Origin of the sequence: Kutzneria sp. NPDC051319 (assembly GCF_040682195.1) — a bacterium.
Lineage (GTDB): Bacteria > Actinomycetota > Actinomycetes > Mycobacteriales > Pseudonocardiaceae > Kutzneria.
In genome coordinates this window covers 79,898-99,440 of sequence record NZ_JBFBAM010000024.1, presented here as the reverse complement: position 1 = coordinate 99,440, position 19,543 = coordinate 79,898, and the positions used below count along the sequence as shown (strand labels likewise).

18 protein-coding genes and 1 tRNA gene are annotated in these 19,543 nt (G+C 69.7%); 5 read left to right on the top strand and 14 right to left on the bottom strand.

Translation table 11 applies throughout. The features are described 5' to 3' along the window. The first annotated feature begins 330 nt into the window (after positions 1-330). Entirely contained in the window at positions 331-2,052 is a 1,722-nt protein-coding gene (locus tag AB0M73_RS24300; RefSeq protein ID WP_363894310.1) for a substrate-binding domain-containing protein, read from the top strand. 58 nt (positions 2,053-2,110) lie between these two features. Here AB0M73_RS24300 and hpt read toward each other — a convergent pair whose 3' ends face one another. The 4 genes from hpt to dacB form a co-directional block, all read right to left on the bottom strand. Then, positions 2,111-2,665, bottom strand: a complete 555-nt coding sequence (gene hpt, locus AB0M73_RS24295) for a hypoxanthine phosphoribosyltransferase (RefSeq protein ID WP_043719958.1) — start codon at positions 2,663-2,665, stop codon at positions 2,111-2,113. Positions 2,666-2,706: 41 nt separating this feature from the next. Beyond that, positions 2,707-3,657: a tRNA lysidine(34) synthetase TilS gene (gene tilS, locus AB0M73_RS24290; RefSeq protein ID WP_363894306.1), complete on the bottom strand. Its 951-nt coding sequence runs from the start codon at positions 3,655-3,657 to the stop codon at positions 2,707-2,709. 141 nt (positions 3,658-3,798) lie between these two features. After that, positions 3,799-4,872, bottom strand: a complete 1,074-nt coding sequence (locus AB0M73_RS24285) for a zinc-dependent metalloprotease (RefSeq protein ID WP_232240925.1) — start codon at positions 4,870-4,872, stop codon at positions 3,799-3,801. A gap of 45 nt (positions 4,873-4,917) precedes the next feature. Further along, positions 4,918-6,696, bottom strand: coding sequence for a D-alanyl-D-alanine carboxypeptidase/D-alanyl-D-alanine-endopeptidase (gene dacB, locus AB0M73_RS24280; protein ID WP_363894302.1), 1,779 nt, complete (start codon positions 6,694-6,696; stop codon positions 4,918-4,920). Positions 6,697-7,314: 618 nt separating this feature from the next. On the opposite strand from dacB, the gene AB0M73_RS24275 reads away from it, so the two are divergent. Further along, positions 7,315-7,794, top strand: coding sequence for a hypothetical protein (locus tag AB0M73_RS24275; protein ID WP_363894299.1), 480 nt, complete (start codon positions 7,315-7,317; stop codon positions 7,792-7,794). A 338-nt stretch (positions 7,795-8,132) separates the two neighbouring features. Then, the gene (locus AB0M73_RS24270) at positions 8,133-8,651 is read left to right on the top strand and encodes an inorganic diphosphatase (protein WP_043719961.1); all 519 of its coding nucleotides are present in this window, start codon (positions 8,133-8,135) and stop codon (positions 8,649-8,651) included. A gap of 60 nt (positions 8,652-8,711) precedes the next feature. Here the strand turns inward: AB0M73_RS24270 and AB0M73_RS24265 are convergent, their stop codons facing one another. Both AB0M73_RS24265 and AB0M73_RS24260 read right to left on the bottom strand, forming a co-directional pair. Continuing rightward, positions 8,712-10,403, bottom strand: coding sequence for an MDR family MFS transporter (locus AB0M73_RS24265; protein ID WP_363894296.1), 1,692 nt, complete (start codon positions 10,401-10,403; stop codon positions 8,712-8,714). Further along, positions 10,403-10,912: a MarR family transcriptional regulator gene (locus tag AB0M73_RS24260; RefSeq protein WP_363894293.1), complete on the bottom strand. Its 510-nt coding sequence runs from the start codon at positions 10,910-10,912 to the stop codon at positions 10,403-10,405. The genes AB0M73_RS24265 and AB0M73_RS24260 overlap by 1 nt, the downstream gene beginning before the upstream one ends. 141 nt (positions 10,913-11,053) lie before the next feature. On the opposite strand from AB0M73_RS24260, the gene AB0M73_RS24255 reads away from it, so the two are divergent. Together AB0M73_RS24255 and AB0M73_RS24250 are read left to right on the top strand one after the other, a co-directional pair. Beyond that, positions 11,054-11,509: a DUF4442 domain-containing protein gene (locus AB0M73_RS24255; protein WP_043719964.1), complete on the top strand. Its 456-nt coding sequence runs from the start codon at positions 11,054-11,056 to the stop codon at positions 11,507-11,509. Positions 11,510-11,578: 69 nt separating this feature from the next. After that, entirely contained in the window at positions 11,579-12,262 is a 684-nt protein-coding gene (locus AB0M73_RS24250; RefSeq protein ID WP_363894289.1) for a VC0807 family protein, read from the top strand. Positions 12,263-12,319: 57 nt separating this feature from the next. Here AB0M73_RS24250 and AB0M73_RS24245 read toward each other — a convergent pair whose 3' ends face one another. From AB0M73_RS24245 to AB0M73_RS24210, 8 genes are all read right to left on the bottom strand, one after another. After that, positions 12,320-13,129 carry a C1 family peptidase gene (locus tag AB0M73_RS24245; RefSeq protein WP_363894286.1) on the bottom strand — a complete coding sequence of 270 codons (810 nt, stop codon included), beginning with the start codon at positions 13,127-13,129 and terminating at the stop codon, positions 12,320-12,322. Between the two features lie 194 nt (positions 13,130-13,323). Next, on the bottom strand, positions 13,324-13,503 hold the full coding sequence (locus AB0M73_RS24240) for a hypothetical protein (protein ID WP_363894283.1): 180 nt from the start codon (positions 13,501-13,503) through the stop codon (positions 13,324-13,326). Positions 13,504-13,909: 406 nt separating this feature from the next. Next, a complete protein-coding gene (locus AB0M73_RS24235) occupies positions 13,910-14,689 on the bottom strand; it encodes an SAM-dependent methyltransferase (protein ID WP_363894280.1) in 780 nt (259 codons plus the stop codon). A 54-nt stretch (positions 14,690-14,743) separates the two neighbouring features. Continuing rightward, complete coding sequence (locus AB0M73_RS24230) at positions 14,744-15,907, bottom strand: MAB_1171c family putative transporter (protein ID WP_363894277.1); 1,164 nt, start codon at positions 15,905-15,907, stop codon at positions 14,744-14,746. 24 nt (positions 15,908-15,931) lie between these two features. Beyond that, positions 15,932-16,453 (bottom strand): hypothetical protein, encoded by a 522-nt coding sequence (locus AB0M73_RS24225; RefSeq protein WP_363894274.1) that lies wholly within the window; start codon positions 16,451-16,453, stop codon positions 15,932-15,934. Positions 16,454-16,494: 41 nt separating this feature from the next. Then, the gene (locus AB0M73_RS24220) at positions 16,495-17,223 is read right to left on the bottom strand and encodes a helix-turn-helix transcriptional regulator (protein ID WP_363894271.1); all 729 of its coding nucleotides are present in this window, start codon (positions 17,221-17,223) and stop codon (positions 16,495-16,497) included. A 291-nt stretch (positions 17,224-17,514) separates the two neighbouring features. Then, positions 17,515-19,188: an FAD-dependent oxidoreductase gene (locus AB0M73_RS24215; protein WP_363894268.1), complete on the bottom strand. Its 1,674-nt coding sequence runs from the start codon at positions 19,186-19,188 to the stop codon at positions 17,515-17,517. A gap of 138 nt (positions 19,189-19,326) precedes the next feature. Further along, positions 19,327-19,403 (bottom strand) — tRNA-Thr (locus AB0M73_RS24210). Between the last annotated feature and the right edge of the window lie 140 nt (positions 19,404-19,543).

Genomic DNA, 19,543 nt, shown 5'->3' with positions numbered 1-19,543 from the left:
TGGACCGGCGGCGGCCTCATGACGCTCCCAACGCTCGGAGCAGGGACGGGGTTCCCCGACATGACCGGAGACACGCCGCCGCCATTCGGGGTGAACCGCGCTCGCGGCGGCCACGTACCTCCGTGGGCCGCTCTGCACCGGAAGAAGGAGGGCACCCGGGTGCCAACGCCACTGACACGATGACCTGTTCGGCCCAGGGAGCTGCGCTGTTCGGTCCAATCCGACCGGACGGGGCCCGCGGCTGTTACGGCCCGGGGTCCCCACGTCGACGATCCGAGGAGAACAGCCCGCGCCCGCTCTGGACGCCGACCAGGAGGTTCGCGCACCACCATGTCTACGCCAACAGGAGCCCACCGGCCGCCCTCCCGGCCGGAGCGGGGTCGAAAGTGGCACTTCTTCCTGCCCATTCTGGTCGCCGTGCTGGCCGTGGGCGGGGTTGTGGTGGCCAACACGGCCAACTCGGTCCGGTGCGCCGGCCAGGTGCCGCTGAGGGTGGCGGTGACACCGAGCGCGGCCCCCGCGGTGCAGTCGGTGGCCGACGCCTTCGAGCACGACCAGACCTCGGTCAACGGGCAGTGCGTGAAGGTGTCCGTGGTCAGCGAGGGCTCGGCCGACGTGGTGCAGTCGCTGCCGACAAGACCCATCGACCCGCCGGCGCTGTGGATCCCGGACTCGTCGCTGTGGGTGTCTACGGCGCAGGGCCTGGACAACAAGGACCCGGTGAACAGCCCCAGGCTGGCCGAGCACCCCTCGCTGGCGTCGTCGCCGCTCGTGGTCTCGGCCAGCACGGCGCAGGCCACCAAGCTGGGCTGGCCCAAGTCGCCGGTGAGCTGGCAGCGGCTGGTGACCGGGCAGACCCCGATCGCGATCACCGATCCGCTGACCAACACCGAGGGCGTCGCGACGCTCGGCCTGGCCCAGGGCCTGTTGCCGGCGCAGTCCAACGGGTTGCCGCCGCAGGAGCTGATCGCCGTGCTGCTGCGGCTGCGCGGCACCACGCTGAACTCGGTGAGCGACGGGTTCGACAACATCCGCAGGGACCCGGCCAACGCGCTGCTGTTCACCACCACCGAGCAGTCGGTGGTGTCGTACAACGTGGAGACCGCGGCCCCGTCCAAGGCCGTGGCGATCTACCCGGCCGAGGGCACCGTGTTGTTCGACTACCCCCTCGTGCGCGTGACGACGAAGAACGAGGTCGCCGGCACCGACTCGGCCGCCGCCGCCTTCGAGCGGGAGCTGCGCTCGGCGCGGTCGTCCGGCATCTTCAGCGCCGCCGGCTTCCGTGACCCGAAGGGCACCGCCTCGGCCAGCTGGGGCGGCAAGGACGGCGTGCAGGCCGCGACCCCGCCGCTGCTGCCGGCGCCGTCGGCCGCTCAGGTCGGCACCGTGCTGCGGGCGTGGAACGTCGTGCATCTGGACGGTCGGACCCTGGCCGTGATCGACGTGTCGGGGTCGATGACCTCGCCCATGCCGGGCGGGCAGACGCGGATCGAGGTCGCCCGGGACGGGGCCCTGGCCGCGATGGCCCTGATGCCCGACAGCACGTACGTGGGGCTGTGGGCGTTCTCGCAGCAGCAGGGGCCGCCCAACGACTGGAAGGAACTGGTGCCGCTGGGGCCGCTCGGCGGCCAGGTCAACGGCGTCAACCAGCGGTTCGCGCTGCAACAGGCGGCGACGGCGCTGCCGGCCCGGGTGCGCGGTGGCACCGCCCTCTACGACACGGCTTTCGCCGCGTACGAGACGCTTCGTGACGACTTCGACCCGACCAAGGTCAACGCCGTCGTGCTCATCACCGACGGCAAGAACGAGAAGGCCGGCGGGCTGGACCTCAACGGCCTGCTGCAGATGCTGCGGGCCCAGGCCGACCAGTCCAAACCGGTCGAGGTGATCGGCATCGGGCTGGGGCCGGACGCCGACATGAACGCCCTGCAGCAGATCGCCGCGGTCACCAACGGCAAGGCCTACCAGGCCATCGACGCCGCCTCGTTCCGCGGCGTCCTGTTCGACGCCCTGAGCCGCCGCCCCTGCGGCAACACCACCACCGGCTGCTGAACCGTTTGGAAAGGACCATTCCTGACGTTCAACGTCAGGAATGGTCCTTTCACAACACTCAGCTGGAGTAGACCTTCGGGTCCAGGGTGCCGATGTAGGGCAGGTCCCGGTAGCGCTCCGCGTAGTCGAGGCCGTAGCCGACCACGAACTCGTTGGGGATGTCGAAGCCCACGTACTTCACCGGCACGTCCACCTTGACCGCGTCCGGCTTGCGCAGCAGGGCGCACACCTCCAGCGAGGCCGGGCGGCGCGAGGCCAGGTTCTTCAGCAGCCAGGACAGTGTCAGACCGGAGTCGACGATGTCCTCGATGATGAGCACGTTGCGGCCGGCGATGTCCCGGTCCAGGTCCTTGAGGATGCGCACCACGCCCGAGGAGGACGTGGAGGATCCGTAGGAACTGACGGCCATGAACTCCAGCTGGACCGGCACCGGGAGAGCTCTGGCCATGTCGGTCATGAACATCACCGCGCCCTTGAGCACGCCGACCAGCAACAGGTCCGAGCCGTCCTCGCCGACGGGATAGTCCGCGGCGACCTGCTTGGCCAGTTCCTGGGTCTTGTCGCTGATCTGCTGCTCGGTGATGAGCACGGAGGCGATGTCGCCCTCGTACACGGGCCGCTTCCCCTCTTTCGGCCTAGGTGCGTGGCCCCTGCTCAGGGCGACGCTCGGACTAGTTGCAGCCTGCCATGTGCGCGCTGTGCCACCAAGCTGCCTCGGAGCAACACGCCCCCCTGACCTCGCCATTCACCGATCAGTGCGTCCACGTCACGCAGTTGGGCATCGGTGAGTTCAGTCACACCCCGTCGCCTCAGCCAGGCCCGCAGCACCCGCCGCCGGACCGCCGCCGGCGTGTCGGCCAGGCTGCGCGTGTCGAGCTCCTCGGGGTCGCCCACCAGCATTTCCGCCGCGATCGCGTCCAGGGCGTCGTTGTCCTCCCGCAGCTGCGCCGCCGTCCGGGCCAGCGCGTCCGCCACACCCCCGTGCAGGACGTCCTCCAGCAGCGGCAGCACTTCCCGGCGCAGGCGCACTCTCGTGAACGCCGGGTCCACGTTGTGTGGATCACTCCAGTAGGCCAACCCTTGCGCCGTGCAGGCGCGCTCCGTCTGGGCTCTTGTCACGCCCAGAAGCGGCCTCCCCCAGGGCGGATCCAGCGGCCTCATGCCCGCGATCGACCTCGGCCCCGAGCCTCGGCCCAGGCCCAGCAGCACCGTCTCCGCCTGGTCGTCCCGGGTGTGCCCCAGCAGCACGATCGCGTCCTCGGCCGGCAGCGCCCGCCTCAGCACCTCGTACCGGGCCCGCCTCGCCGCCGCCTCCATGCCGCCCGGGCCTTCGACCTTCGTCGTCAGCACCGTCACGTGCGGCAGGCCCAACTCCTTGAGCTGCTCCGCCGCCGTCTCCGCGATCTTGTCCGAGCCCGGTTGCAGGCCGTGATCCACGATGAGGCCATGGACGGTCAGGTTCAGCCTGCGCGCCTGATGCTGCGCCGCCGCCGCCAGCGCCAGCGAATCGGCCCCGCCCGACACCGCCACCGCCAGCTGCCCACTGCCCAGATGCCCGGCCTTCCGCGCGGCAGTCACCAGGCGGCGCACCGCAGTGCGAACCACGGACACTGCTTCATCCGGCCTCAACGAAATCAGCCCCCTCCCTATCCCAGGGGGGCGTCCCCAAGCCCAGTCTACCAGCGACAACCCGAAGTTGATCTTGAAACGGGGGTGGCTGTGGACAAGTCGGGGCTTGTGGACAACTCAGGGCTGGACCCGGCGGAGCCAGGCGGCGGGGTCGGCGATCTCGGCGCGGGAGGGCAGGGTCTCGGGTGAGGTCCACACGGTGTTGAAGCCGGGCATGCCGACGGCGTCGACGACGTGGCGGGTGAAGGCGGCGCCCTCGGCGTACTGGCGGATCTTGGCCTCGACGCCGAGCACGGCCCGCAGCACACGGTCGAGCACGCCGCCGCCCTTGCGGCGGGCGGTGAAGCGCGACCGAAGCGTGGTCACCGACGGCACGACGACCGGGCCGACGGCGTCCATGACGTGGTCGGCATGCCCTTCGAGCAGCGTGGACAGCGCGACCAAGCGGTCGAGCACGGCCCGCTGCTCGGGAGACTGGATGAGCTCCATCAAGGCCGTGGGGCCCTCGGTGGGGACGGACTTGAGCCGATCACGGGCGGAACGGACCATCTCGGGGATGCGGTTGAAGGCCCCGACGGCGGTGTCGTCCATGACCGACAGCAGTTGCCCGACCTGGGAGGAGAAATAGTCCCGCAGCCAGGGCACGGCGGTGAACTGGAGCCGGTGGGTGCCCTCGTGCAGGCACACCCACATGCTGAAGTCGCTGGCGGGCACGTCCATGGCCTGCCGCGCCGCCACGATGTTGGGCGCGACGAGCAGGAGACGGCCGCCGCCGCCGAACGGGTCGTACTGGCCGAGCACCCGTGAGCTGAGGAAGGCCAACACCATGCCGGCCTGCACGCCGGCGGTGCCGGCGAGGACGCCGCCCAACGGGCCGGGCATCGTCGCGGGCATGGCGCCCTCGGTGAGCAGGGCGAGGCCCTCGCTGGCGGCACGGACCCAGCCGTGGCGGTCCACGACCTGGCCTTCGAGCAGGGGAAGCCCGTGCCCGAGCCCGGTCAGCTCGCGCACGTGCAACTCGGCGGCGCCGGTCATGTCGCGCAGTTCGCGCACGACGGCGTCGGCCTCCGCTCTGGGCACGGTCGGGCCGGACCGGATCAACCGCTGGGCGGTCGACGCGGCGACCGACCAGTCCACCGGTGACGGAGGACCACCGTCGGGCAGGGACCTGGCTGCGTTTCCCGCGTTCACGCCCTCGACGCTACCTTGGGTGCCGCGGCATCCACAGCAGCCGAATCAGCGGCATCCGCAGCCACGCAGCGCGGCGGCCACGGCATCCAGCGCGGCCCGGCCCTGCTCGATCTGGGATCCGTTGGACATCAGGGCGAAGGCCAGCACCTTGCCGTCGGTGTCCTGCACGATGCCGGTCAGCGTGTTCACGCCGTCGAGCGTGCCGGTCTTGGCCCGCACCCAGCCCTTGCCCGGCGCGGACGTGGCATCGCCGTACCGATCGGACAGCGTGCCGCTGCCGCCGGCGACCGGCAGCCCGTTGAGCAGCGGCCGCAGCTTGGCCACCCGTGGGTCGCTGCCGCCGTCCGGCCCGGCGGCCACGGTCATGATGGAGCTGAGCAGCTTCGCCGTCACCCGGTCCTGAGTGGACAGTCCGCTGCCGTCGGACATGGTCACGCCGGTGAGGTCGAAGTTGTTGTTACGCAGGATGTTCAGCACGGTGCTGGCGCCGCCGGCGAACGTGAGCGGGGCTCCGGCCTGCTTGGCCACCTCGCGGCCGATGGCCTCCGCGAGCACGTTGTCGGAGATCTGGAGCAGATTGCTGACCATGTCGGTCAACGGCGGCGACTGCACGGAGCCGAGCACCTTCGCATCAGCCGGGGCAGTGGCCTTCTGCACGGAGTTGGGGTCCGCGCCGAGCCTGCGGGCGAACTCCTTGGCGGCGTCGGTGTCCGGGGTCGCGGTCCGGGCCGGCTCCGACACGGTCGGCCGGCTGCGGCCGCCGTCCAGCATGATCGGCGTGATCGGGGCGACGGACCCGCCGGCGATGTCGCTGGTCTCCCAGCCGGGCGCCATCGGCTCGCCGCTGTAACGGGTGGTGTCCAGCAGGACCTTGTGGACGGTGCCGTTGGTCGCCTTTTTCACCTGCGCGACCAGGTCGTCCAGGCGGGCCGCGCCGGGATAGACGCTCTCCTTGCCGGCCGGAAGCGAGGAAAGCGACGGGTCACCGCCGCCCACCAGGATCACCGTGTCGGGGTCGGGGCCGGCGACGACGTTGGTGGTGAAGCGGAACTGCGGGTCCAATGACAACAGGGCGGCTGTCATGGTCAGCAGCTTGCCGGCGGACGCGGGCGTCAAGGGAGTGTTGGAGTTGTGGTCCCACAACGTGGTGCCGGTCGCCGGATCGACGACGCTGCCGGTGAGCGTGCCCAGCGCCGGCGAACCGGCCGGGCCGGCCAGCGCCGCGGCGATGCCGGCGGCGGTCGGGCTCGGCCCGTCGGCCAGCGGCTTGATCAGCAGGTTCGGGGCCGCGGGTGACGGCGGCGGGGCCGTCGCGACGACCGTCGAGCCGCCGAACCCGGACGTTCCGAAGTAGACGCCTGCGCCGACGGCCAGCACAAGCACGATGGCCAGGCCGACCAGCAGCGGCTTGCGGGAACGTCGCGGGGCCGGCTCCTCGATGTCGTTCTCGGGAGACGTCCGCGGCGGCGGGGGCAGCTGCGGCGCCGGCTGCGGGACGTCGTCGCCCAGCTCGGGACGGCCGGCCGCCGGCGGGCGGGGCACCTGGACGCGGATGGTCGGGGTGTCGTCGCCGGCATGCAGATCCGCGGGGTTGGGCAGCTGCACGGTCGGTGGGTCGAGGCGGGCGCGGTCGTTGTCCACCGGTATCGAGACCGTGTCCTCGACCGGCGAGACCGGCGGCTCGATCCGCTGGGGCTCGGCCTTGGTCGGCAGGTCGGTCAGCCTGATACGGAGCGTCTCGGGTTCCCTTGACGCCGGCCGGGGCGGCTCCGGAACCGGTTTCTGGGCCGGGATCCGCGGCGGAATCGGCACGCGCTGGGTCACCGGCTCCCTCGGCGGGGCCGGCGGAATCCTCGACGGAGACGCGGTTTGCGGCGGTGCCGGACGCGGCGGCGAAGGTGGCGTCTGCGGCGGAGCCGGGCGTGGCGGCGACGGCGGTGGCGGCGTCTGCGGCGGAGCCGGGTGCGGCGGCGACGGCGGTGGCGGCGTCTGCGGCGGAGCCGAGCGTGGCGGCGACGGCGGTGGCGGCGGAGGCGTTCGCGGCGGTGCCGGGCGTGGCGGCGTCTGGCGAGAGGCCGGTGGAGGTGTCTGCCGCGGAGGCGGCGTCTGCGAGCGCTGGGACTCCTTGACCGGCGGAGGCTGGACGCGTTGGGTCGCGGGCTCCTTCACCGGCCCTGGAACCGGTTTCGGCACCGGCACCTGCTGAGTGGCCGGTTCCGCCACCGGCGCGGTGTCCTGCTCCTCGGCCGTGGTCACGACCTTGTCTTCGGACCTGCCCTTGCCCTCGGACTTGGTCCTGGTTTCCGGCCTGGTCTCGACCCTGGGTTCGGGCTTGGCCTCGACCCTGGATTCGGGCTGCGCCTTGACGGATTCAGGCTTCGCCTTGACTTCGGGCTCAGGCTTGGCCTCGGCCTCGGGCGTGGTTTGAGGCGCGGGCTTGGCTTGGGTCTCGGGCTTAGCTTCGGCCTTGGCCCTGACTTCGGGCTCAGGCTTGGTTTGGGGCTCGGGCTTGTCTTCGGCCTTGGCCCTGACTTCGGGCTCAGGCGTGGCTTCGGGCTCAGGCGTGGCTTCGGGCTCGGCTTCGGCTTTGGCCTCGGTGTCGGCCGTTGGCTTCGCCTTGTCTTCGGCCTTGCCTTCGAACTTCGCCTCACGTTCAGGCTCGTCGTCTCCGGGCTCGACCACAGCCTTGGCCTCAGGCTCGGCCTGGCCGGATTCGATCTCGGGTTCGGGCTCAGCCGAGTCCTCGGTCTCGACCTTCACCTCGGGCTCGACCGCGGCCTTCACCTCGGGCTTGCCCGCACCATCCGGCTCGGACTGGGCTTCGGACCCGGCCTTGGCCTCAGGCTCGACTTCGGTCCTGTCGTCGGACTCGGCCTTCACGTCAGCCTTCGCCGACTCCGCCTTTTTCACCCCATCGAGTGACGCCGAATCGGCGCTCGGCCAGCCCGGCGACCCGCCGTCGTCGTCGGCCGACGGCCAGCCGACCGGGCCGGGCTCACCTGCGGCGACGGCCTGCTCCGAGACATCGTCCGCCGGCTGCGTCGGCCAGGCGGGCGCCGGTTGGCCGGATTCGGGCACGAAGTCCTCCTCGACAGGGTCCGTGGCCGACACGGACCAAGCTCACACAGCTCACCAGCCCCATGGATGCCGGTGACACACGACTTGTGGTCCACACTAGTGGCGTAACCGGAGTGCCAACCCCGACGCAGCGCGCCGACCGTGGGGCACGCTTGCGCAAAGAGGCGAAACGAGCGAGGACAGTGGAGTTCGACGTCACCATCGAGATCCCCAAGGGTGTTCGGAACAAGTACGAGGTCGACCACAAGACGGGCCGGATCCGTCTGGACCGGACGCTGTTCACGGCGACCCAGTACCCGGCCGACTACGGTTTCGTGGACGACACGCTCGGCGAGGACGGGGACCCGCTCGACGCCCTCGTGCTGGTCCAGGAGCCGACGTTCCCGGGCTGCCTGATCCGGGCCCGCACGATCGGCATGTTCCGGATGACCGACGAGAAGGGCGGCGACGACAAGCTGCTCTGCGTGCCGGCCGACGACGTGCGGTCCGAGCACCTGCGTGACATCCACCACCTCAACGAGTTCCACAAGCTGGAGATCCAGCACTTCTTCGAGGTGTACAAGGACCTGGAGCCGGGCAAGAGCGTCGAGGGCGCGACCTGGGTCGGCCGGGTCGAGGCCGAGGCCGAGGTGAACCGCTCCTACAAGCGTTACCAGGACGCGATCGCCAGCGGCGCCATGGAGCCCTTCGCCAAGCACTGATCGGCATAGCGAGAAGGGGCCTTCCGGAAATTCCGGAAGGCCCCTTCTCCGTTGGTTGCGTCAGTCCATCACGGGGATCAGCGGGCGCTCTTCGGCGTCCTCGCCGTCGGCGGCGCGCTGCAGGCCGGACTTGGTCGACAGCGGCACCTCCCGCAGGAACCAGACCAGCGCGAACGCCACCACCGTGGTGATGCCGCCGACCAGGAACACCGTGTCCATCGCGGACGAGAAGCCCTGCAGCAGCGGCCGCGCCAACCGGGCGTCCAGCAGCTGGATGAACGAGGTGTCCTGGAGGTCGATGCTGCCGCCGCCGCTGGCCAGGCCCTTGAGGAAGCCCGCGTTGGCCGGGTTGGCCAGCACCTTCGGGTCCTGCGCCGCGGCGATGAACGACGGATCGGTCCGCGCGCTCTGCAACGCGCTGCCGATCCGGTCGCCGACCACGCCGAACAGGATGGACAGCGAGATCGCCGTGCCGGCGGTGCCGCCGATGCCGCGGAAGAAGGTTGCGGACGCGGTGGCCACGCCCATGTCCTGCGGCTTGGCCACGTTCTGGATGGCCAGCACAAGCGTCTGCATGCACAGGCCGAGGCCGACGCCCATCAGCGCCATCACGAAGCCGGCGTAGACCAGGCTCGTGTCCGCGTTGAGCCCGCTGAACAGGAACAGCGCGGCCGCCATGGCGCCGGTGCCGATGATCGGCAGCACCTTGTAGCGACCGGTGCGGGCGATGACCTGGCCGGAGCTCAGCGACGACACCGTGATGCCGACCATCAGCGGCAGCGTGAGCAGGCCGGCGTCGGTGGGCGTCTCGCCCTTGACGATCTGCAGGTACAGCGGCAGCGCGGCCAGGCCGCCGAACATGCCCATGCCGACGATGAAGTTGAGGACGTTGGCCAGGCTGAACACCGTGTTGCGGAACAGGCGCATCGGCAGCAGCGCCGCCTCGCCCATCCGCAGCTCGACGAGGATGAAGGAGACGATGCCGACGGCGCCGACGGCGAACAGCGCCAGCGAACCGGCCGAGCCCCAGCCCCACTCCTGGCCCTGCTCGGCCACGATCAGCAGCGGCACGACGCCGAGGCACAGCGTGAGCGCGCCCCAGTAGTCGACCTTGTGCTGGATGCTGCGGTGCGGCAGGTTGAGCACCCGGCTGACCACGATCAGCGCGATCACGCCGATCGGGATGTTGACCAGGAACACCCAACGCCAGCCGTCCACGCCCAGCAGCGTCGGGATGCCGGCGAAGAAGCCGCCGACCACCGGGCCGGCCACGCTGGACAGGCCGAACACGGCCAGGAAGTAGCCCTGGTACTTGCCGCGCTCACGGGCCGGGATCATGTCGCCGACGATGGCGAAGGCCAGCGACATCAGGCCGCCGGCGCCGATGCCCTGCACGGCGCGGAACGCCGCCAGCTCGTACATCGACGTGGAGATGCCGGACAGCACGGAGCCGACCAGGAAGATCGAGATCGCCGCCAGGTAGATCGGCTTGCGCCCGTAGATGTCGGACAGCTTGCCGTACAGCGGAGTCGCGATGGTGGATGTGATCAGGTACGCGGTGGTGGCCCACGCCTGCAGCGTCTGGCCGTGCAGCTGGTCGGCGATGGTGCGCATGGCCGACGAGACGATCGTCTGGTCCAGCGCGGCCAACAGCATGCCCAGCATCAGACCCGAGATCACGGTCAGGATCTGTCGCTGGGTGAACCCCCCACCGCCGACACCGGCGGTGGCCGGGGAAGCGGTCTGTGACATTACTTCTCCCCTCCCACGCCCGCCTTGTCGGCGAACGCGGTGATGAACACGGGCAGATGGCGCTCGTAGTCGGTGATGAACCGCTCGAAGAGCTCGTTGAAGCGGGCTCGGTCGCCATCGGGCCAGTGCATGATCATTTGTGCGATCTGCGCATTGCGCCGACCGCGCATGTCCGCGAGCAGGGCCAGGCCCTGCTCGGTCACGGCCAGGACGGTCGCCCGTCCGTCCTGTTTGTCCACCTGACGCTCGACCAGACCCGTCTTGACCAGCTGCGCCACCTGGCGGCTGATCGTGGACGGGTCGGAGTGCAGCGTCTCGGCCAGCGCCCCCGACCTGCGCGGACCGTGTTCGGCCAGGGTGGCCAGCAGCATGAAGGTCGGCCGGTCCATGCCGGCCTTGCTGCCGGAGGACGACACGCAGGCGAGCAACCGGTGCAGCCGCGCGATCGACATTCCGATGCCGTCGGCCACCTCCAGGTCGTCGAGCGCGACCTCACCCAGCGGAACCACGGGACACTCCCCTGTTGCTTGTGTCATCCAACTAGTTGCCGAGTACAAGCATGCATCTCGCGCCAATGTCTTAGCAACTGAAATACCCTGTGAGCTCGGTCATGGGGAGTCGGTTAAGTTACCGTCGAGTAGCATCGGCCCATGAGCACTGACTACGCACTCATCGGCGAGGGCATGAAGCAGGCCGTGCCGTGGGTCGGGAGCAACGGGGTCGAGTTCGAGCACATCGGACCGGACAAGGTCGTCGCGACCATCGCCGACGACGCCCGGCAACACAATCACGTCGGCGGCTTGCACGCGGCCATGATTTTCGGCATCGGCGAGACCGCCTCCGGCGCGCTGTTGATGACCGCCTTCGCCGACCAGCTGGGCCGGGCCACCCCGCTCGTGGCCAAGGCCGAGATCGGCTACCGCAAGGTCGCGCTCGGGCCGCTGCGCGCGGAGGCCGTGCTCGGGCGGGACGCCGCCGAGGTCGTCGCCGAGCTCGACGCCGGCCAGCGCCCGGAGTTCCCGGTGCACGTGACCATCACCAACGCCGAGGGCGTGACCACCACCGAGCTCACCGTGCTGTGGACCCTGCGTCCGAACCGGCCGTGACAACTGTCATGGCAGACCTCGATTGTTCGGCACCTGTGCGGAAAGGCCGTCGTTCGTAGCGTTCTGGCCATGACGACGACGCAGCAGATCGCAGCCGCCCGGACCGCCGAGCCGAACAAGGCGCAGACCCCGCTGAGCGGGCTGCTGTCCCTCGTCCTGGACATCGGCCTGCCGCTCGGCACCTACTACCTGCTCAAGAACGCCTTCGGCGTCGATGTCATCACGGCGCTGATCGTCAGCGGCCTGCTGCCGGCCGCCCGCACCATCTGGACCACGGTGCGGGCCGGCAAGCCCGACCAGTTCGCGCTGGCGGTGCTCATGCTGACCATCGTCAGCATCCCGATCACGCTGCTGACTGGGTCGCCCACCTTCATGCTGGCCAAAGAGGGCCTCGGCACCGCGGCGCTGGGCATCTACGTCGGCGTGATGGCGCTGCGCAACCAACCGGTGATGACCAAGGCCTTCAAGCCTTTCATCGCCAACAGCGCCAAGAAGGCGGCGGCCTGGGACAAGTTCATGGCGAGCTCGCCGGCATTCCGCACCCTGCTGGTACGGGCCAACATGGTGTGGGCCATCGGTTTTGTCGTCGAGGTGACGCTGCGGCTGGTGATCGTGTTCACGCTGCCGTTCGACACCGCGGTGTGGGCCACCAACTTCCCGCTGTTCGCCGCCATCGTCGGCTGCTCGGTCGTGCAACGCCGCTGGCTGGCCCCGGTGGCCAGGATGGTCAACGTCGCCGCCGGCGAGAAGTGAGTGCCAGCAAGGAAAACGGCCCGACCCGGGGAGGTCGGGCCGTTGTCGTGCGCGGGCTCAGGTCACGACGCGGATGGTCCAGAAGTCCGAGGACAGGCTGCGCTCGGTCAGGTACGCGTACGGCATCGTGAAGTGGCCGCTCTGGCCCCAGCCGGTGCCCCACGAGTTGCGGACCAGGAAGCGCTGGCTGTTGTCGTCGTAGCCAACCGCGAGCACCGCGTGGCCGCCGAGCAGCTCCTCCGACGGGCCGGGCATCGGCACCACGCCCGTGCTCGCGACCTGCTGGCTCTCGAAGCTCTCGTAGACGCTGAAGCCGAAGACGAACGGGTAGCCCGCGGCCAGGCAGCCGCGCAGCTGGTCCAGCGTCGTCGTCACACGCTGGTAAGTCGTCACCCGGTTCTTCGACGCGTCCGCGTAACAGGCGTCGCTCGGCCGGGTCGCCTCCCGCGAGCCGGCCGGGAAATGGCCGTTCGCGTCGGCCGCGATGGCCTCGTACGGCCATTCCGTCTCCGGGCAGACCCCCTGCTTGGCGACGCTTTTCACGCCGTCACGGATCTGGGCGCCCGAGTCCGTGCCGACGTTTCCCTCCATTGCCCGCTCGTTGTAGTAGATGAACAGGCGTGAGGGCATGAAGTCGGCCAGCGCCTGCTTGCGCAGCGAGAACTCGAAGGCGCCGGCGATGGCGTTGGCCGTGCAGCTGCCGATCTGGCCCTGGTCGTAGCAGTCGGGCAGGCCGGCCTTCAGGTCGACGCTGGCCGGCAGATTGGCGACGGCGGCGCGGGGCGCGGCGTACATGTGGTCCCTGGCGTCGGGAAGGTCAGGAACCCATCCGTAGCGGGCCACATTCCTCGGTGTCGGACTGTTCATGGCGATGTCCCCTCCTAGGGCCCGCCGTAACCGGGCGGGTACCGCTGACAGGAGCATCGGTAGGGCGGACTGATACGAAACTCGCCCATTAGAGTGTCACCGGGGTGAAATCACCCGAATACACCAAGGGGCGCCCAACGGAATACGATCTCCGATGGACGCCCCTTTTTTTCACATCGTCAATTCCGCCGCCGTCACGCCGACGGCAGCCAGCCCGCGAAAACCCGGCGGACCAGCGTGGGCAGCAGGCCTGAGCTGGCGCGGCGGTGTGCGCCGCCGCGGCCGCGGCCCGAGGTCGCCGGCTGCTGTGGGCCGCTCGGCGGCCGGTTAGCCGACCGGGCGCGCTCCGGGAACGCGTGCACGATGATCTGCACACGGTCGTGTGACCCGTCACGCTGCGGTGGCGGTTCTACACTCAAAGTCGGTCCTCTCTCGGGCAACGACAGGGGAAGGGCTGCGCCGCGGCTCCTGCTGCCACAGGGCCGCGGCTTTTTCGGTGCCGGAATCATGCTCCCGTCACCGCCCGCTGACACGATCACCCGATGCCGCACCGGCCGATCATCGACGACCGGTCGCCCACGGGCGACGAACGGCACGCCGATTCCGGCCTCCATGATCGTCGAAACGCTTCGGTTCACACTATCGAGTGACTCAAGGACGACGCGCAGATGCACGTGCGCGGCAAATTCCACAAATACCGAACGTCACGACACTAACGAGTGACCCTCAAGTGAGGTGGACGGTTACCCTCACGCCCGCCTTCTGCAATCGATTGCCACTCTAGGATTTACGCCCCATGGCCCCGTACATCACCGATGCCGCCGCATCCTTCGGCTCTTCGTCCGGACGCCAGGCCGTCAGCCACACCACCCCCGGCGGCTGAACCTCCCAGCCGTCCAGAAAGCCGGCCACCTGCTCCCTGCTTCGCAGCGTGATCGTCGAGGTCGCCTTCTTCGCGTACAGGTCCTGCACCTCGTCCGGCGGCGCCGCGTCGCTCGCCCCGTGCGAAACCACCAGGAAGCTGCCCGGCGCCACCGCGTCCCTCAGATGCGCCACCGCCTCCCGTGGCCACTCCTCGTCCTTCACGAACGGCAGCACCGCCAGCAGCAGAATCGCCACCGGCTGCCCGAAATCCAGCAGATCCGTCGTCTCCGCCATCCGCAGCAGCAGATCCGGCTCCCGCAGATCCCCCTGCACCGCCACCGTGTTCGGGTCATCGGTCAGCAGCACCTGCGCGTGGGCCACCGCTACCGGGTCGTAGTCCACGTACACCACCTTCGACCCCGGCGGCGCCACCTCGTGCGTGTTGCCCACCGTCGGAATCCCCGCCCCGATGTCCAGGAACTGCCGGATCCCCGCCTCGCCCAGCTCCCGGACCGCCCGCCGCAGAAACGCCCGATTGGCCCGCACGACCATCGCCGCGTCCCCCGCCGTGGCGATCATCCGGCGCGCCATCTCCCGGTCCACCTCGAAGTTGTGCGACCCGCCCAGCAGGAAGTCGTACACCCGCGCCACATTGGCCCGCCCCGGGTCCGCCCCGGCCGCCCACCGCTCCGACATCCGGCCATCCTCATCACGCTGTTGCCGTTAGCAGCGCACTCCGGACGGAATGCGTTACTCGACGTAGGCCTTGGCCACACGCATCCACCAGGTGTACTCGGCCTGAAGGCTGCTGCCGTCCTGCGGTTCGTCGACGGCGTCGGTGGGCGGCCGGGGTGCGGCGGCGCCGCGCAGGCGGGTTTCCGCGGCGGCACGGAGTTGGGCGGCCTCGGCCACCGCGGCGGTTTCGTCGGCGGGCAGGCCGGCCTCGCTGCCGCGCCGGAGGGCGGCCTGCCGGACGGCGGGGTCGAGGTAGGGCTCCAGGCCGAGGCGGAACTCGGACAGCTCGGTCAGCTGCCGGCGGACCCGGTGGTGGGGATCGAGGGCCTTGCCGGCGGCCACCGTGACGGCGTCGTCATTGACGGCGCGAAGGGCGCGGTGCAGCGGGCGCAGGGTGAAGAAGATGCGCCAGGCCCGGACCCAACGGCGGACCACCGGTCGGCGCGGGCCCCAGACCGGCAGCACTACGCCGAACAGCGCGGGGAAGATGCCGAGCGCGCCCACCGCCGGCGCGGCGGTGCTCAACGGGTCGAGCTGCCGGAGGCCGAACCAGTCGAGCGCCAGCACGACCAACAGGATCAGGTAGCAGGCGACGGGGAAGCAGACGGCCACCGCGTAGCAGCGCAGGCCACGGCGCAGCCAGGGCAGGTCGGCCCGGTCGGCCGTCTTCGCCCCCTGCCAGCACTGGTGCACGAGCACGCTGTTGCCGACCAGCGTGGGAACGATGAACACCAGGAGGAAAACGGCGATCGTCGGCTGCGTGGCGTAGTAGGTGATGAAATCCACCTGGCGTTCGATGTGCACATCGGAAATCGCGAACAGCGCCGCCATCACCACAATCGCCGCCGCATAGCCGGCGAAGACCCAGCGCACCCGACGCCAGGCCACCGCCGGATCGAAACGCCAGAAGAAGACCAGAGACAGTGCCGATGCGGAGTAGGCCACCTGGAGCGCGTACACCACGGGCGCGGCGATGTTCGTGATGCCGGTGATATCGCGCAGCAGCGTGATATTGGCCGGCGCCGCCAGCAACATGCCGGTGGCGCTCGTGAGAATGACGGCGCACAGCGACCAGAGCAGCGGACTTCCCCACCGTCGCCGCAGATCGGGAATCTTGTAGACCAGGACCAGCACGCCGAGCACGCCGCAGCCCAGATAAACCAGGTTGAAAATTGTCACGCCCGTCCCCCAGACGAAGCAGAACTAATGTTCCAAAGTCTCCCGTAGCCGGCGCAGATTCTCCAGACCCGACGCCGTCGACTCGCTGACCACGCGGTCCTCGGTCAGCACCGCGAACAGCTCGTCGGCCACCGTCTCGGCCTCGTCCTCCTCGGCCGCGGTGAAGGTGGTGCGGCCGGCGACGAATCTCGCCATCTTCGGCAGCAGCGTCGGCACGAGCAGCTGCAGGCCGGCGCCGCGGTCGAGCGTGATGTGCTCATGGCCGAGCAGGTCGTGCGCGAACTCGTGCAACAGCACCTGGAGCCGGAAGTACCACCGCGGCGAGGCCGCGCAGATCACCAGATAACTGCCGTCGGCCAGCAGCGCCGTCGCCCCCGTGATGTGCGAGTGCGGGAGGCGGGTGAAGCGGATCGCCACCCGCCGCTGGGCACGGTTCGTCCACACAGCACCGAGTTGACGAGCCAGCTCCTGATACGTGGTGTCCGCCGTGACCTGAAATTCGGCCGCGACGGAGGCGACAAGCCGCTGTCGCGCGTACCTGTCCATCGGACACCTCTTTCCTGGCGGCGTCCGCCATATCGCGATTTTCACTCCGGGGCGTCGCTTTCGGCCGGCGAGCCCGGGCGAAACACCCACTCGCCCGGCCCCAGCCCCGGATCCAACGCGCGAGTGAGGCTCTCCAGCGCCAGTTGTCTCGTCTCCGGACTCAGATCGGGCCGCTCGTTGATTCGCGTCACCAGCGAGATGACCCCAAGCTCGGCCAACACCCGCAGCTGGGCGTATTCGGAGTCGACCCGGGCGGCGTGCTCGTCATCGAGGAAATACTCCGGCCGCACCCCGAAATGCCAGGCCAGCCCCAGCAAGTGCTTGAGTTTCGGGTTGACCGCGGTCTGGTCGCGCAGCTCGCGGACGTGCATTCGCGAGATCGTGCCGCAGGCGCCGTGCTCGTTGATGGCATTGGCCACCTCGCCCGGCGTGTACGGGCCGCGGTCGGCCGGATAGGCGGTGTCGAACAGCGTGGCCAGCGCGGTTCGCCGCCAGCCCGGCCGCTCGTCCGGCCGGCGTTCCCTTCGGCCGCCGACCAAGGCCGCCGGGTGCACGCCGAGCGCCCCGGCCAGCTGGACCATCACCTCGACCGTGGGATTGTCCTGCCGGCCGGTGCGCAGGCTGGCGATGTAGGCCTGGTTGATGTCGCCGCCGAGTTCGCGAACCCGTTCCGCCAGCGCGACATTCGTCCACGGCGGCCGCCCGTCCACCGGGTTCTTGCACAGGTCCGTGAGCACGTCGGCGAATGGCGGACGGTCCTGCTCAGCCATGATCACACCTCCCGCGCGGGCGATCGTCCATCCGGGTGGAGTCGACGGTCGCGGATCGGCGCGTTCCCCTGTCCAGCGCGCCTCACCATCTCATGGGTGGCCACCCATTTCTACTGCACCGTCACCCGAACAGAGCAAGCGGAAACCACAGTTGAAACGATCGTGACCGTACCCCTATGCTCGCGTTCGTGAGTTCGCCTGCGCCAGCCGGTCACGTCGGCGCCATGGCAAATTCAGGCGAACCACGAGCTGGGGGGCCGAGGTGACCAGGGGGCAGCTCGGCCCCCGGCGTCACGAGTCGATCGACAGCGCCGCCCGTTCGCGGTCCGTGAACGGTGGTTCCACCGCCGGCGGGCCGCTGGGCCCGCGCAGCGTCGCCAGCACGATCTTGGGCGCGAGCAGCCGGCTGGTCATCGGCGCCGACAGCGTCATCGCGTCGATCAACGCCGCCGCCACCTCGGGACGGCTGATCGCCGTCTTGGTGAGCCGGTCGACGTAGCGTCGGGTCCACAGCGTCAGCCGGGTCGGCGGCGCGCCCATCACGTTGGGGTACAGGCAATCCTCCCCCGACGCCATTGTCCAGGCCGGCTCGACTTCTCGGGCGATCGCCCGCTGGATCCGGTGCGCCGTCCTCGGTCCCAGGCCGTTCTTGGCCACCTCGTCCCGTATCGCGCACGCCGACAGCGCCGCCACCGACATCCCGTGCCCGTACACCGGGTTGTACGTCGCCACCGCGTCCCCGAGGACCACCAGCCCCGCCGGCCACTGCCGTGACTTCTCGAAGTAGCGCCGCCGATTGACCAGCCCGTGCGCCGTGACCACGTCCGTGAGCGGCTCCGCCTTGTCGATCAGCTCGCCCACGATCGGATGCCGCACCGCCTCCCGAGCGAACCTCACGAACCCTTCCGCATCGGCCGGCGGTTCCCCACCCCTTGTTCCCGACAGCGTCACCAGCCACCGCCCGCCTTCCAGCGGCACGATCGTCGCCGTCTGCCCCGGTTTCTTCTCTCGCACATCCGCCTGCACGTTGATCACCGGGCAGTCCCCCGCCGCCGCCTCCGGCGCCCGGTAGATGCAGGTCGCATACGACAGTCCCGAGTCGACGACCTCTTCCTTCGCCGCCGGAATCCCCAGCTCCCCCAACCAGTGTTGAATGCGCGACCCCCTCCCCGTCGCATCCACCACCAGGTCCGCCCCCAGCTCCCGACTCTCCCCCGTCTCCCGATCGCGGATCTTCACACCCGTGACTTTTCCTTTTCCCCCAACCAATCCGTCCACATCGCTGTTCTCCAGCACGGCGACCTTCGGGCTGGCCAGCACCCGCCGCCTCACCACCCAGTCCACCAGGTTCCGACTGCACGACACCAGGTACTGCTGGCCTTCGAACCTCGTGAGCCATCCTTGCGCGCTCATCGACACCAGATGCCCCGGCAGCTCGTGCCGGTGCGCCCCCGCCTCTTTCAGCTCTTCCCCCGCCCCCGGCACCAGGCTCTCGATCGCCTTCGCCCCACCCGACATCAGCAGATGCGCGTGCCTGGCTTGCGGCACCCCTTTGCGATCCACCGCCCCTTCCGGCAGCCGATCCCTTTCCACCACCGTGACCTCGTCCACCACCCCCTCCAGCGCCGCCACCGCCAGCGTCCCCGCCAGCCCCCCACCCAGCACCACTGCCCGTCGCCCCGCAACACCCATCCCCGGAACCCCCACTTTCTTTCCCCAGCAACCCACCCACCCTCCCACGCCCCAGGAAACGAGCAAGGAGAGGAAGGCATGAGCAAACAGGAAAAGGCAGAAGGGAAGCCACAGCGCGCGAGGAGGGATGGCGTAGGAACCGAGATGGACTGAAGACACAGGCAGAGCCCGAAATGCCACAACGGCGCAGCCGAGCAGCGACGCGAGGCGCGAAGCGCGAGCCAGGAACCGCGACGCCGAAGGCGAGCAGCTGGTGACGCCGAAGGCGAGCAAAGGGCGACGGCGAAGCCGAGCCCGAGGGGGGTCCAGGGGGGCGAAGCCCGCCCTGGCTTGGGGTGTGGGGCGAGAGCCCCACAAACGAAGCGAAAGACAAACGGCGAGCGCTCTACGCGAGCACTCGCCGTCCATGTCTGGAGCCGCCTGTCGGAATCGAACCGACGACCTGCTCATTACGAGTGAGCTGCTCTGGCCGACTGAGCTAAGGCGGCGTGGTGCGTGTCCACTATAGCGGGCCGGGGGTGGGGCTCGCGCCGGGGTTGGGGGGTGGGGAGGGTGACGGGGGTCTCATCCGGGCGGGTTCGCTCGTTTGCGCTAACGGCGGGGGCGTCACCTGCGGTTACGTAGGTCG